The organism is Janthinobacterium sp. PSRC1-1 (assembly GCF_049897525.1).
GTDB lineage: Bacteria > Pseudomonadota > Gammaproteobacteria > Burkholderiales > Burkholderiaceae_D > Janthinobacterium > Janthinobacterium tructae.
Genome location: NZ_JAFCWK010000012.1, coordinates 75,369 through 87,839, shown reverse-complemented (window position 1 = coordinate 87,839; position 12,471 = coordinate 75,369). Strand labels below are relative to the sequence as shown.

Below are 12,471 nucleotides of genomic sequence, written 5' to 3'. Positions count from 1 at the left end.
GCGTTAGACGATTGTCATCTTTCCAAGGTAGACTGAAGACAGAGACCGACGGCGATCTTCACCATCCGCATAACGTGGACACAGCAGTTGAACTAGTGGAAAAGTGACATGCGATTATTAGTGGTTGAGGACGAGCAAAAGGCGGGCGAATATATTCAGAAAGGTCTGAGTGAGTCTGGTTTTGTTGTTGACTTGGCGAGAACTGGGCCCGACGGACTTCACGCTGCCACGACTGCCCATTACGACCTGATCGTGCTTGACGTCATGCTTCCGGGCTTAGATGGTTGGCAAATCATTGCTGAGTTGCGCAAAACGGTCGATACGCCTGTGCTGTTTCTTACCGCACGGGATGGACTCGATGACCGCATCAAAGGTCTGGAGCTTGGTGCGGATGATTACTTAGTCAAGCCATTCGCTTTTGTTGAGCTGCTTGTTCGTATTCGAACGTTGTTGCGCCGGGGGCCGATCAGAGAAGCTGATATTTTTCAGATTGCCGATCTGGAACTGGACATTCCTAAGCGAAGAGTCATACGGGCCGGTGTTCGGATTGATTTGACTGCGAAAGAATTTGCACTTTTGCATTTGCTATCCAAGCGGGTCGGACAAGTTTTATCCCGGCCGTTGATTGCATCGCAAGTATGGGATATGAATTTCGACAGCGACACAAACGTGGTGGATGTCGCAGTACGCCGTCTACGAGCAAAAATTGACGACCCCTTCGAGGTAAAACTGATCCATACGATTCGGAGTATGGGCTATGTGTTAGAAGATAGACAATGAAGGCCAAGAACTGGTCTCTCACCACGCAGCTGGGGGCGCTCTTCGTCTGCATCTCGGCAATTGTATTTTCGGCCTTAGGCATCTATCTCTATCAAGCTCTCGCGGTGCAGCTCCAAGCACGGGATGATGCAGACCTTGTCGACCGTATTGTGTTCATCAGACATATGCTTGAGGAGACACCGAGTGTAGAGTCGATTCGTGTGGATCCGCACCGTTTTTTAGATGCTGTCGATTTGCATGGCGGCTTTTTGCTCGTTATGCAGGCACAAGACGGTGAAGAATTAACCCGCAATACCCGTGACCGTTCATTCATGCATGCCAGCGGGGCTGTGCCGGTAGAGACGATGCCAGAGCCATCTCACGTACGTGCTGCACTAGGGCATAGCGAACCCAACCTAAGAGTTATTGCTGCGCTGGGTACCGTTGGTTCGACAGGTTCCGTGGTGAAAATCACGCTCGCCCGAAGCGAAGAGAGCCGCGCAGCTGTTCTATCTGCATACAAGTTAAAAGTGCTTGCATCGGGCTTCTTTGGTGCGGTGCTAACAGCCCTACTGGGGTTTCTACTAGTACGTCGCGCGTTGCACAAAGTAAAGCTCATCGCGCAGCAAGCTCAGCAGGTCAGTGCGCACAATTTGGAAGTGCGCTTGCATGCAAAATCAGCACCGAAGGAAATCCAGATACTGGCTGATTCGTTCAATGAGGTGCTTGACCGCCTGCAAAATAGCTTTAATAACCTTTCCCAATTCGCAGATGACCTGGCACATGATTTGCGTACGCCGCTCAACAATCTGATGGTTCAAACAGAAGTTGCTCTGTCTCACCCCAGAGAATCGGAGGAATATCAAAACCTTCTCTCATCTAACTACGAGGAGTTTGGCCGTCTTGCTAGAATGGTGGAAAGCATATTATTTTTGGCGCGGGCTGACCATGACCAAGTTTTGCTAGCAACTGAACAGCTTGATATGGATGTTGAGCTGACGCGAATCGCCGAGTATTTTGAAGGGCCAGCGTCCGACGCCGGGATATCATTCATCGTCATCGCCACTGGTAAAGTGCTTGCTGATGGACTCCTGCTTCGCCGCGCGGTGAGCAACCTTGTATCGAACGCCCTTCGGTACACGCCGAAGGGCGAAACTATCTTGCTCAAGGCGATAGAGGACGACGACGGGGCCGTAGTTTCTGTTTCCAATCCTGGCCCAGGCATCGCGCAAGAACACCTGCCGCGGTTGTTTGACCGGTTCTACCGTTCCGATAAATCGAGGGCCAGTACGTCAGCCTCCGCTGGCTTGGGTCTTTCAATCGTCAAATCCATCATGACGCTTCACCATGGCCGTGCCAGTGTTACGAGTGAGCTTGATGGAGTTACCCAATTCACGCTATTTTTTCCTGACACGACAGTATCGATCGAAACAGTGAAGCGCTGAAAACGCATTTTTGAGGACAGAAATCTTGTGCTCAGCGGTTAACTACGCAAGCTGCAGCTCCCAGTATCCCACATCAATCCACTGATCAAATTTACAGCCAACCCGCTTGAACATAGCCACCTTCTCAAATCCTAGGCGCTCGTGCAAAGCAACGCTAGCTTCATTGGGCTGCGCAATACCACCAATGACCACCTGCAGTTGGCGGTGGCGGAGCTCCTCGATCAGGGTACTGTAAAGCTGTCGGCCGATGCCCTGACCGACACCATCGTGCGCCACGTACACCGTTGACTCGACCGAAAAGCGATAGGCGCTGCGGGCACGCCAGGGCGTTGCGTAAGCGTAGCCGACTATCTCTCCGTCGCGTTCAAAGACGTACCACGGCAACTGCCCACCCACAGAGGCGATGCGCTGGGCCATCTCATCGATGGCGACTATCTCCTCTTCAAACGTGATGGTGGAGCTGCTAACGTAATGGTTGTATATCGTGGCGATCGCAGCAGCATCGGCGGTAGTGGCAAGTCGAATCATCAGCGGGATCCAAATAGACGTGAAGTGGCAGCAAGGAGCACGGCAGCAAACTGCGCACGGCCCCCTAAAGTGTCATCCTAGCAATGGTCCATCATATGTGGCCTCACGGCGCATTGCGTTGAGTAGGATCGCGCAGAAAAGCTGGTGAAGGCCCTGTTCCTCCCGAGCGGGCCCGCTCCCGTCCTGCGGCCTCGGCCCACCAGATCAACTGGGAAAAGGTGCGCTCGATATAGGAAACCCAGCGCATGCTGTCGACTTCGGGCGCAAAGCTGCCGTCGGCGGCGAAAACAGTGTGTGCGGCCGGAATATGGATCATGGCCGACACCGGCAAACAGCCCAGCTCGGACAGAAAAGCGCGCATGCCCACCGCCGCCCGCACACCACCCCACTGGCCCGCCGAATAGGTGACGATGGCGCTGGGCTTGAAGGCAAACAGGGAACCGCCAAAGTGGTTCAGTAAATGCATCAGTGCCGGACTCATTGAATGATTGTATTCAGGACTAACCATCACATACCCATCGGCGCCGGCAATCTCACTTGCCAGTTGCTCCAACGGCAGGGGCGCCCGCCCCTGCGCATAGGAAAAGTGTGGCTTGAACACGTCACCCAGGTCGTAATCAAGTGGATCAATGAGCACCACATTGTGACCATCACGGCTGCACTGCGCCGCGCAGGCCTTGGCGACGCGTTCGCCCACGCGCGCTGGCAGGGGCGGTATGCTGGTGCGAATAGAACCGAGAAACACCAGAATTTTCATCTTCATCTTACCCTTTTCAGCCAAAACTTCGGCTATGTCATAGTGCAGTGACGACCCGGGGGAGCGGGCCAACGTGAAAACAGCCTATTTGCTTGGCGTCTCGAGATCCATGGCCGCTTCGGCGAGGGCGTGTACTTCGGCCGGCATGGATTCCTTGCGCTCGCTATAGCGGCTAGTCAGGTAATCCGAGCGATCGCGCACCACCAGGGTGAATTTATACAGCTCCTCCATGACGTCGACCAGGCGGTCGTAGTACGGCGACGGCTTCATTCGGTCGTTGTCGTCGAACTCCTGGTATGCCTTGGCAACGGACGACTGGTTCGGGATGGTCACCATGCGCATCCAGCGGCCCAGCACGCGCAAGCCGTTGACGGCGTTGAACGATTGTGAGCCGCCAGAGACTTGCATTACCGCCAGGGTGCGCCCCTGTGTGGGACGCACGCTACCCATTTCCAGCGGCAGCCAGTCGATCTGTGACTTGAATACACCCGTCACAGCGCCATGGCGCTCCGGGCTGCACCAAACCTGGCCTTCCGACCAGAGCGACAACTCGCGCAGCTCCTGCACCTTGGGATGGTCCGGGCTGACGCTGTCGACCATGGGCAAGCCATGCGGATCGAAGACCCGCGTTTCAGCGCCAAAGTGCTGCAGCAGGCGCTCCGCCTCCAGTGTCAGCAAGCGGCTGAACGAGCGTTCACGTAGCGAGCCGTACAGCAAGAGGATGCGCGGCGGATGCGTTGCCACCGTCGCCGGCACAAGTTTATCAACCGTCGGCGTATCGAGGTGCGCGGCGCTGACGTTGGGCAAGTTATCCGTGAGCTTATGCATGGGGCACCACCCGCTTTCCTTGCGCATCGATGACCGCCTCGCCGTCTTCTTTGGCAAACGCGCCCAGTTGCGGCAAGGGCAGAATGTCAAGCACCAACTCAGATGGGCGGCATAGGCGCACGCCAAGCGGCGTGACCACGAACGGACGATTGATGAGGATGGGATGGGCCAGCATGGCGTCCAACAGTGCCTCGTCGCTGATTTGGGCCTGGTCGAGACCCAGTTCCAGGTACGGCGTACCTTTCTGGCGAATGGCCTCGCGCACGCTCAAGCCAGCACGGGCAATCAAATCGACCAGGATCTCGCGCATTGGCGGTTGCTGCAGGTATTCGATGACCTGCGGCTCAGTGCCAGTATTGCGGATCAACGCCAGGGTGTTGCGCGAAGTGCCACAGGCCGAGTTGTGATAAATAGTGATATCCATGATGAATCCTTTCTTTAATAACTGAGGCGCAGTGCCAGCGCAGCCAGTGTCACCAGCAACACAGGCAAGGTGAGGACAATGCCGACGCGGAAGTAATAACCCCAGGAGATGTGAATCTTCTTACTGTCGAGGACATGCAGCCACAGCAGAGTCGCCAGGCTGCCGATTGGGGTAATTTTCGGTCCCAGGTCACTGCCTATGACATTGGCATAAATCATCGCCTCGCGCACGGCGCCTTGCGCCGAGGTCGGATCGATCGACAAGGCGCCGATTAGCACCGTCGGCATATTGTTCATAATCGAGGACAGAACAGCCGTCAGCACGCCGGTGCCCATGGCCGCTCCCCACACACCATATTGGGCAAAGTAATTGAGTACGCCAGTCAAGTAGCCGGTCAGGCCCGCGTTGCGCAGGCCATATACGACCAGGTACATGCCCAGAGAAAAAACAACGATCTGCCATGGCGCATTGCGGATGACTTCGCGCGTGGGTATCACATGGCCTTTGGCGGCGACAGCCAGCAACAGCGCGGCGCCGACGGCGGCCACGGCACTGATCGGCACGCCCAGGCTCTCCAGCCAGAAAAAGCCGATCAGCAGCAGCGCCAGGACCAGCCAGCCGGCCTTGAAGGTCGCCATGTCGCGGATCGCGGCACCGGGACGTTTGAGCTGGGAGACGTCATAGTCTTGCGGGATGTCCTTGCGGAAAAACCACATCAGTACAAGCAAGGTCGCTATCACTGCCACCGCGTTGACCGGTACCATCACAGCCGCATACTCGGCAAAGCCGATCTTGAAATAGTCGGCAGAAACGATATTGACCAGGTTCGACACCACCAGCGGCAGGCTGGCCGTGTCGGCGATAAAGCCGGCCGCCATCACGAACGCCAAGGTCGCCTTGGCTGAAAACTTCAATTCCAGCAGCATGGCGATCACGATGGGTGTCAAAATCAGCGCGGCGCCATCGTTGGCAAACAGGGCTGCGACGGCGGCGCCCAACAGGACCAGCAAGACAAACAGCTTGCGACCGCTGCCGCCACCCCAGCGTGCCACGTGCAATGCGGCCCATTCGAAGAAACCGGCCTTGTCGAGCAGCAGGCTAATGATGATGACGGCGATAAACGTGCCGGTTGCATTCCATACGATGTGCCAGACGACGGGAATGTCCGACAACTGGATGACGCCAGCCAGCAGCGCGACGCCAGCGCCGATGGCCGCGCTCCAGCCAATACCCAGGCCACGCGGCTGCCAGATAACCAGTACCAGAGTCGCCAAGAAAATCAGGAAAGCAGTCAACATACGAGTGCCTCCTTGGGGGCAGCCGGGGCAAAGACACTGGAAATGTTGTCGACTTCAGCTTTCAGGCGTACAGGGTCATGCCGCAGCTGCTCTAGCGGCAAGGCGAAGAAAGCCTCGATGCGTGCGCGCAAAATGCCATACGTCACCTGGAAAGCAGCGTCCTTTTCTGCATCTGTCCCCGTGACATGGCCAGGATCGTCTACACCCCAGTGGCTACGAAGCACTGGGCCCAGGTAGGCCGGGCACGTCTCGCCAGCGGCGTTGGCACACACGGTGATGACGATATCGGGCACGGAAGGCAGAGCGTCCCAGGACTTGCTGTAATACCCTTGGGTCGATATCTGCTCCTTGGCCAGCAACGCCAGTGCTCCTGGGTGCAGCGCCCCGGCCGGATGACTGCCTGCGCTCAGCGCACGCCAGTCTGCCGGCGCCAGATGATTGAAAGTCGCTTCTGCCAGGATGGAGCGGCAAGAGTTGCCAGTACACAAAAAAAGAACGTTCATGAAATTATCGCAAAAGAGTGAAAAGTAAGGCATGCCCGTGATCTGTGGGCATGCCGAGACGCTCGCCCATCAGACTGCGCTTTGCCCGATGGCTTTGATTTCGTGCTGGATCGCGTTTTTTTCGAGCATGTGCAGCGGCAAACTGACGAAAACGTTCATCCGGGTCATGATCTGCCGGAACACCTTATGGAATACCTCGCGCTTTTCTGCATCAGTGCCAGTAGCTGCAGCCGGGTCTTCGAAACCCCAATGCGCTGAGAGCGGATGACCTGGCCAATATGGGCAGACTTCGCCGGCGGCGTTGTCGCACACAGTAATGATGAAATCCATGTGCGGTGCGTCTGCGGTACCGAATTCATCCCAACTCTTGCTGCGCAGTTTGTCGAGCGGATAGCCGGTCGCTTCAATTTGCTCAATGGCGAATGGGTTGACGCTGCCGCCCGGGTGGCTGCCAGCCGAAAAGCCACGGAAGCGGCCCTTGCCCATGTTGGAGACCAGCGCCTCGGCCATCACGCTACGGGCTGAGTTGCCGGTACAGAGGAACAACACGTTGTACACTTTGTCGATCATGACGACTCCTTTAATCACTGCGTTGGTGGGGGGGCGATTCAATTTGTACGTTTGGATTCATGCGGCATCACAGGCTGCGCCTTGCGCAGTAGTGCAAGGCGCGCCGCCGCAGCAGTTTTCGGTCAAAAAGCCGATCAGGGCATTCATGCTGTCGATATGCGCGGCGTAGATGACAAAGCGTCCATCTTGGCGCGGCACGATCAGGTCCGCGTGCACCAGTTCCTTCAAGTGAAATGACAGGGAAGATGGCGGGATGCCCAGCTGTTCGGCAATCTTCGTTGCCGCCATCCCTTGCGGTCCGGTCTGGACAAGCAAGCGAAAGATGGCCAGGCGTGACTCCTGTGCCAGTGCCGCCAACGCAGCGATGACATTTTTAGTTTCCATGTGCACTCCTTTTAATTTCATAATTCCATAATAATCGAATTATGAAATTAATGTAAACCTATTTTTATGCGCGGCTATGATTCACCTTGGTACGGAACTCTTGTCGTCCGGGTCTTCTCCAGACGTGTCGACATACCAATTAGCTGAATCTTCGTACAGAGTGGCAGAGGTATGTGTCTCTCAGCACGTTGGAAACTTTGGTATCGCACGTATCTGGCGACAAACGACTTATCGAGAGGTAATAAGCTGCTCAATCAAATGGCGGTAGCAAAGGCGATTGGCTGATAGCGCTTAAAGCGAATGCTTGGCGGCTGCAACGACGGCATGCCTATCTTCACACTCGACCTACTCTTGATAAACCATTGCTGCGCCTAGCATGTTGCCGCAAGAAAGTCGCGGTTCCACTTCGAACCTACTACCTTAATCAAATTATTAAGGTTTCTGTAATGTAAATGTAATGTTTCCGTCATTCGGGTGTGCGGGTCACCTACGTAGAATAGCTTCATCGGATCCGCAACCTCATTCACCCGCACCTGAAAAATAAGGACATTCCAATGAAATCCCTCAAAGCAAACATCATCGCCGTTTTCGCTGTCATCGCGCTCAGCCCCCTCGCCGCGATGGCACACCAAGGCGAAATGCACTCGAATCCTGCGTTTGGCAGTGCTGCTCCGGCGCCGGCCGCCACGCGCACTATCACGATTTCATCGACTACGAAGTATGTGAATGTCGCCCAGGGCGACGTCGTCAAGTTTGATGTGGATGGTAAGACGTTCACTTGGCAGTTCGATACACTGCGAGCCAATTCGAGCTTTGACTTTTCGGCAATTGCGCCGTCTGGCGTGAATACCCACGGCGTACGTGTGTATGTGGCACCTAACCCGACCTACGCCAACTAACTACATGTACGCCCGCCAGTGTACTGCTGGCTCATGAAGTTACTGAGATTTGCGGGACGACCAGTGCAGATGAAAGATGACCCATTGATCGCCCTGTTTTTCGAGCAAAGCTGTTTCAGTGCCGAATAAGTGCACATTTTTGCCCTGAAATTGTCCTGTGGTCTCTGTTTCCTGCATCACGACGGCCAGGTTTCCGTCAATACGTTCGTTTTGTTTTAGGACTTTGCTTTTAGTGGCCTTAGCAAAGGCGGTATCGGCTGGCAGGTGATGGCCAGCGTATTCATCACGTGAACGCTCAACATGCCCAGATTCGTAGATTTTAATTTCCGGGCTAAGCAAAGTGCTCGCGTGCTCGGAATTGCCGCTGGCGAGTGCCTCGTGAAATGCGGCAACGGTTTCAGTTGGTGTGGCGGCGTATAGGGGAAGACTGAATATGGAAATAGCGAGAAGGGAAGTCAGTTGGCGCACAAGGTCTCCAGTGTTTTTGTTTATATGATGAATTGCATTGGTGCAATTAAATCAGCGGGCGGTGATTGTGGCAAGGTGGAAGTGAAAATACTCTGGCAAACTGAAATTCGCTTGACCTTCCGTTCATTGGAAGGTGTAGCGTGAGGAAGCAATTTCATTTCGGGTGGTTCTGGAAATGTACAAGCAACTCGGTTGACCATCACAGGGAAGATACTGCAGATGAATTTCATGCTCACGCGCATTGTAAGCAACCTGGCCCAGGTAAGGTACAGGATAGCGTACGCCTTGCCCTACCTTTGGAGGCAACGCCACGGAGCTGACAATGGTCATTACTCGTTCCTCGCGCCCCTTGAGCTCCCTTCACACCACTTTCCCCGCCGCTTGCTGAAATCATGCACTGGCGTTCGCCTCACCTCGTGCTGTATCCACCCAATTACCAGTCAATTTTGAAAGAGACTCATGCAACGCTTCCACTTATTGCTTCTGGCAACGGTTAGCTTCTCGCCGGTTGTCTATGCACAGTCCGCTCAGCCCGCTAGTGCCACTGCGGCGGTGACAGATGCTAACGCTACGGTGCCGCCGCTGAAATATGTCTCCGCTTTTGCTGATGTTAAGCCGATTGGGGAGTCCCAAACATCTCCAGATAAGGCCTGGATTCAAGCAAATCAGGATGTGACAGGAGGCTCTCACCATGGAGCTCAAGGGGATATGTCGATGGAAATGGCACCCAGTGCAAAAGGCCCGGAAAACTCCAAGCCGTCTTCGGCCAGCGATCCGCACAAAGGCCATCAAATGAACATGAAAGGCAAATGACATGAAGCGATTATCGTTGCCAGTGCCCAATCGGGTAGCTGCTGTGTTCGGTGTGGTATTTCTTGCCGGATGCGCCAGCTTTTCACCGGATGGTGGCTTAAATGATGTCTCTCAGCTAACGCAAGAGCGAATTGGACAAGTCAAGCCCTTCACGAAAGAGAGCCTGAAAGACGGCCAGCATTCCGCTACTCAGGTGCAGACCTTGCTGTCCGCACCCCTTACGCCAGAGTCTGCGGTCCAGATTGCGCTTCTCAATAATGCAGCGCTGAAGGTCTCCTTCGCCGAATTGGGGGTCTCGGAGGCTGAGTTTGTGCAAGCTGGACGGATGCGCAATCCTAGTTTTAGTTTCGGCCGCGTCAGCGGCGGTGGCGACGCGGAAATCGATCGCAGTGTGATGTTTGACATTGTAGGTTTGCTGACGCTGCCCACGCGTCGACGCATTGAGCAAGGACGCTTTGAACAAGCCAAGTTGCTAACAGCTGCTCAGGCTGTGCAGTTGGCGGCAGAGACACGTCGGGCATATTTTATGGCCGTTGCGGCGGCCCAATCGGCCGCTTTCGCGGGGCAAGTGCGCGGCGCCGCCGAGGCATCATCGCAGCTCGCCGACAGCATGACCAAGGTCGGAAACTGGAGCACACTTGACCAGGCCCGTGAGCGTGCGTTTTACCAAGATGCGTTGACACAGTTGGCGAGGACAAAGCATGAAGCAACAGCGACGCGTGAGCAGCTCATTCGCCTCCTTGGCCTATGGGGTGAGCAACAAAACTTTGTATTGCCAGACAGATTGCCCCCCCTGCCGGAAAAGCCGCGGGAAACGAACAATGCGGAAGCACAGGCCATGTCACAACGCCTCGATATGCTGTCGGCCCGCCGCGAAACCGAAGCGATGGCCGCAGCACTCGGCTTAACAAAGGCAACTGGCTTCATCAACGTCTTTGACGCAGGCTACACCAACAAGAGTACGACAGGCTTGCCACGCGAGAACGGTTACCAGATTTCCCTCGAACTACCGATCTTCGATTGGGGTGGCGCCAAGGTGGCGCGGGCGGAAGCGCTCTATATGCAGTCCGTCCATCGCACCACCGACACTGCCGTACGGGCACGCTCAGAGGTGCGGGAGGCCTACTCCGCATACCGCACTAGCTATGACATCGCCCGTCATTATCGCGACGATGTCGTGCCATTGCGGAAAAAAATATCCGACGAGGTTCTGCTTCGCTACAACGGGATGCTTGCCAGCGTTTTCGAATTACTGGCGGACTCGCGTGAGCAACTGGTGAGCGTGAACACAGCCATCGAAACCCAGCGCGACTTTTGGATAGCAGAAACCAAACTTCAGTCCACCATCAACGGTGGAAGTACGAACGATACAAGGGCCATGCCATGATTTCACGTAGAGACTTTTTCAGAGGTGCAGGTGCTGTAGCGGTAAGCGCCGCTGCCGTGAGCAAGGCTGGTGCCGCGTCATTGCCTGAGGCAATGTTGATGGACAATGCCAAGACGCACATCCCCTCGGCGCCACCCACTGGCCGGCCCTACAATCCGGTCGTGACCCTGAATGGCTGGTCATTGCCATGGCGGATGAAAAACGGTGTAAAAGAATTCCATCTGGTGGCCGAACCCGTGGTGCGTGAACTTGCACCAGGGATGAAAGCCAACCTGTGGGGCTATAACGGCCAATCCCCAGGTCCGACAATTGAAGTGGTCGAGGGTGACCGGGTACGCATCTTCGTGACGAACAAGCTACCTGAGCACACCAGTGTTCATTGGCATGGCCAGCGCTTGCCGAACGGCATGGATGGCGTCACGGGCCTTACGCAACCGGGTATCGCTCCTGGAAAGACTTTCGTCTACGAATTCGAGGCCAAACGGCCAGGTACGTTCATGTATCATCCCCACGCCGACGAGATGGCCCAGATGGCGATGGGGATGATGGGTTTCTGGGTGACCCATCCAAAGGATCCATCGCTCCATGCTGTGGACCGTGATTTCGTTTTCCTGCTCAACGCGTATGACGTGGAGCCGGGAAGCTATACGCCGAAGATCAACACCATGCTGGACTTCAACCTGTGGACATTCAATAGCCGCGTCTTCCCCGGCATTGATTCATTGCCTGTGCGCCAAGGTGACAAGGTACGCATCCGTGTCGGTAACCTGACGATGACGAATCACCCTATTCATATACATGGCCATGAGTTTTTCGTCACCGGTACGGATGGCGGCTGGACACCACCGGCGTCTCGCTGGCCTGAAGTCACCACCGATGTCGCAGTTGGGCAAATGCGCGCCATCGAGTTCGTCGCTACTGATCTGGGTGACTGGGCACTTCACTGCCATAAATCCCACCATACCATGAATGCAATGGGCCATTCGGTACCGACAATGATTGGCGTCAACCACCGTGGCGTTGCTGAAAAAATTAACAAAATCGTCCCTGAATATATGGTGATGGGCGACAAGGGCGGCTCCATGGGAGGCATGGAAATGCCGCTGCCAGATAATACTTTACCGATGATGACGGGTGAAGGACCGTTCGGTGGGGTTGAGATGGGGGGAATGTTTACCGTATTGAAGGTGCGCAAGGACCAGAAGCGCGGCGACTACTCCGATCCTGGCTGGTACAAGCATCCGGCCGGAACCGTGGCATACGAGTGGACGGGTACCCTTCCTGAGCCAGAACGTGCAACTAACGCTGGGGGGCAGTCGATGCCAACGATGAACAAACCCAATATTGAAGTTACGGTTCGTAAACCGACCGGGCATAGCGGTCACTAGTTTTTTTAACTGAAAGGAAA

General features: G+C 55.4%; 15 protein-coding genes. 6 read left to right on the top strand and 9 right to left on the bottom strand.

Features of this window, described 5'->3' with window-relative positions:
• The first annotated feature begins 108 nt into the window (after positions 1-108).
• Positions 109-780 carry a heavy metal response regulator transcription factor gene (locus ACP7DW_RS22665; protein ID WP_071080232.1) on the top strand — a complete coding sequence of 224 codons (672 nt, stop codon included), beginning with the start codon at positions 109-111 and terminating at the stop codon, positions 778-780.
• A complete protein-coding gene (locus ACP7DW_RS22660; RefSeq protein ID WP_071080233.1) occupies positions 777-2,204 on the top strand; it encodes a heavy metal sensor histidine kinase in 1,428 nt (475 codons plus the stop codon). Before ACP7DW_RS22665 ends, ACP7DW_RS22660 begins: the two co-directional genes overlap by 4 nt.
• Positions 2,205-2,246: 42 nt before the next feature.
• Here the strand turns inward: ACP7DW_RS22660 and ACP7DW_RS22655 are convergent, their stop codons facing one another.
• From ACP7DW_RS22655 to ACP7DW_RS22620, 8 genes are all read right to left on the bottom strand, one after another.
• Positions 2,247-2,732, bottom strand: coding sequence for an arsinothricin resistance N-acetyltransferase ArsN1 family B (locus ACP7DW_RS22655; protein ID WP_071080234.1), 486 nt, complete (start codon positions 2,730-2,732; stop codon positions 2,247-2,249).
• A gap of 103 nt (positions 2,733-2,835) precedes the next feature.
• Entirely contained in the window at positions 2,836-3,495 is a 660-nt protein-coding gene (locus ACP7DW_RS22650) for an NADPH-dependent FMN reductase (RefSeq protein WP_218973449.1), read from the bottom strand.
• A 78-nt stretch (positions 3,496-3,573) separates the two neighbouring features.
• Positions 3,574-4,317 (bottom strand): arsenical resistance protein ArsH, encoded by a 744-nt coding sequence (gene arsH, locus ACP7DW_RS22645; RefSeq protein WP_071080235.1) that lies wholly within the window; start codon positions 4,315-4,317, stop codon positions 3,574-3,576.
• Positions 4,310-4,741: an arsenate reductase (glutaredoxin) gene (gene arsC, locus ACP7DW_RS22640; RefSeq protein ID WP_139174851.1), complete on the bottom strand. Its 432-nt coding sequence runs from the start codon at positions 4,739-4,741 to the stop codon at positions 4,310-4,312. The genes arsH and arsC overlap by 8 nt, the downstream gene beginning before the upstream one ends.
• 14 nt (positions 4,742-4,755) lie before the next feature.
• The gene (locus ACP7DW_RS22635; protein WP_071080238.1) at positions 4,756-6,039 is read right to left on the bottom strand and encodes an arsenic transporter; all 1,284 of its coding nucleotides are present in this window, start codon (positions 6,037-6,039) and stop codon (positions 4,756-4,758) included.
• Complete coding sequence (locus ACP7DW_RS22630) at positions 6,033-6,542, bottom strand: arsenate reductase ArsC (protein ID WP_071080239.1); 510 nt, start codon at positions 6,540-6,542, stop codon at positions 6,033-6,035. The genes ACP7DW_RS22635 and ACP7DW_RS22630 overlap by 7 nt, the downstream gene beginning before the upstream one ends.
• 69 nt (positions 6,543-6,611) lie before the next feature.
• A complete protein-coding gene (locus ACP7DW_RS22625; protein WP_071080240.1) occupies positions 6,612-7,112 on the bottom strand; it encodes an arsenate reductase ArsC in 501 nt (166 codons plus the stop codon).
• 57 nt (positions 7,113-7,169) lie between these two features.
• Positions 7,170-7,496 (bottom strand): ArsR/SmtB family transcription factor, encoded by a 327-nt coding sequence (locus tag ACP7DW_RS22620; protein WP_070289040.1) that lies wholly within the window; start codon positions 7,494-7,496, stop codon positions 7,170-7,172.
• A gap of 554 nt (positions 7,497-8,050) precedes the next feature.
• On the opposite strand from ACP7DW_RS22620, the gene ACP7DW_RS22615 reads away from it, so the two are divergent.
• Positions 8,051-8,395 carry a CzcE family metal-binding protein gene (locus ACP7DW_RS22615; RefSeq protein WP_081344994.1) on the top strand — a complete coding sequence of 115 codons (345 nt, stop codon included), beginning with the start codon at positions 8,051-8,053 and terminating at the stop codon, positions 8,393-8,395.
• Positions 8,396-8,434: 39 nt separating this feature from the next.
• Here the strand turns inward: ACP7DW_RS22615 and ACP7DW_RS22610 are convergent, their stop codons facing one another.
• On the bottom strand, positions 8,435-8,863 hold the full coding sequence (locus tag ACP7DW_RS22610) for a YybH family protein (RefSeq protein ID WP_081344995.1): 429 nt from the start codon (positions 8,861-8,863) through the stop codon (positions 8,435-8,437).
• A gap of 459 nt (positions 8,864-9,322) precedes the next feature.
• Here ACP7DW_RS22610 and ACP7DW_RS22605 point away from each other — a divergent pair, with 459 nt between their 5' ends.
• From ACP7DW_RS22605 to ACP7DW_RS22595, 3 genes are read left to right on the top strand one after another with little or no spacing between them, the layout of a single operon-like run.
• The gene (locus ACP7DW_RS22605) at positions 9,323-9,676 is read left to right on the top strand and encodes a hypothetical protein (RefSeq protein WP_139174853.1); all 354 of its coding nucleotides are present in this window, start codon (positions 9,323-9,325) and stop codon (positions 9,674-9,676) included.
• Position 9,677: 1 nt separating this feature from the next.
• A complete protein-coding gene (locus tag ACP7DW_RS22600) occupies positions 9,678-11,063 on the top strand; it encodes a TolC family protein (RefSeq protein WP_071080242.1) in 1,386 nt (461 codons plus the stop codon).
• Entirely contained in the window at positions 11,060-12,451 is a 1,392-nt protein-coding gene (locus ACP7DW_RS22595) for a multicopper oxidase family protein (protein ID WP_071080244.1), read from the top strand. The genes ACP7DW_RS22600 and ACP7DW_RS22595 overlap by 4 nt, the downstream gene beginning before the upstream one ends.
• The last annotated feature ends 20 nt before the right edge of the window (positions 12,452-12,471 follow it).

What these genes read in the sequence shown, in the direction of transcription:
- ACP7DW_RS22665 (WP_071080232.1), top strand. Translation starts at nt 109, where the DNA reads ATGCGATTATTAGTGGTTGAGGACGAGCAAAAGGCGGGCGAATATATT.
- ACP7DW_RS22660 (WP_071080233.1), top strand. Translation starts at nt 777, where the DNA reads ATGAAGGCCAAGAACTGGTCTCTCACCACGCAGCTGGGGGCGCTCTTC.
- ACP7DW_RS22655 (WP_071080234.1), bottom strand. Translation starts at nt 2,732, where the DNA reads ATGATTCGACTTGCCACTACCGCCGATGCTGCTGCGATCGCCACGATA.
- ACP7DW_RS22650 (WP_218973449.1), bottom strand. Translation starts at nt 3,495, where the DNA reads ATGAAGATGAAAATTCTGGTGTTTCTCGGTTCTATTCGCACCAGCATA.
- arsH (WP_071080235.1), bottom strand. Translation starts at nt 4,317, where the DNA reads ATGCATAAGCTCACGGATAACTTGCCCAACGTCAGCGCCGCGCACCTC.
- arsC (WP_139174851.1), bottom strand. Translation starts at nt 4,741, where the DNA reads ATGGATATCACTATTTATCACAACTCGGCCTGTGGCACTTCGCGCAAC.
- ACP7DW_RS22635 (WP_071080238.1), bottom strand. Translation starts at nt 6,039, where the DNA reads ATGTTGACTGCTTTCCTGATTTTCTTGGCGACTCTGGTACTGGTTATC.
- ACP7DW_RS22630 (WP_071080239.1), bottom strand. Translation starts at nt 6,542, where the DNA reads ATGAACGTTCTTTTTTTGTGTACTGGCAACTCTTGCCGCTCCATCCTG.
- ACP7DW_RS22625 (WP_071080240.1), bottom strand. Translation starts at nt 7,112, where the DNA reads ATGATCGACAAAGTGTACAACGTGTTGTTCCTCTGTACCGGCAACTCA.
- ACP7DW_RS22620 (WP_070289040.1), bottom strand. Translation starts at nt 7,496, where the DNA reads ATGGAAACTAAAAATGTCATCGCTGCGTTGGCGGCACTGGCACAGGAG.
- ACP7DW_RS22615 (WP_081344994.1), top strand. Translation starts at nt 8,051, where the DNA reads ATGAAATCCCTCAAAGCAAACATCATCGCCGTTTTCGCTGTCATCGCG.
- ACP7DW_RS22605 (WP_139174853.1), top strand. Translation starts at nt 9,323, where the DNA reads ATGCAACGCTTCCACTTATTGCTTCTGGCAACGGTTAGCTTCTCGCCG.
- ACP7DW_RS22600 (WP_071080242.1), top strand. Translation starts at nt 9,678, where the DNA reads ATGAAGCGATTATCGTTGCCAGTGCCCAATCGGGTAGCTGCTGTGTTC.
- ACP7DW_RS22595 (WP_071080244.1), top strand. Translation starts at nt 11,060, where the DNA reads ATGATTTCACGTAGAGACTTTTTCAGAGGTGCAGGTGCTGTAGCGGTA.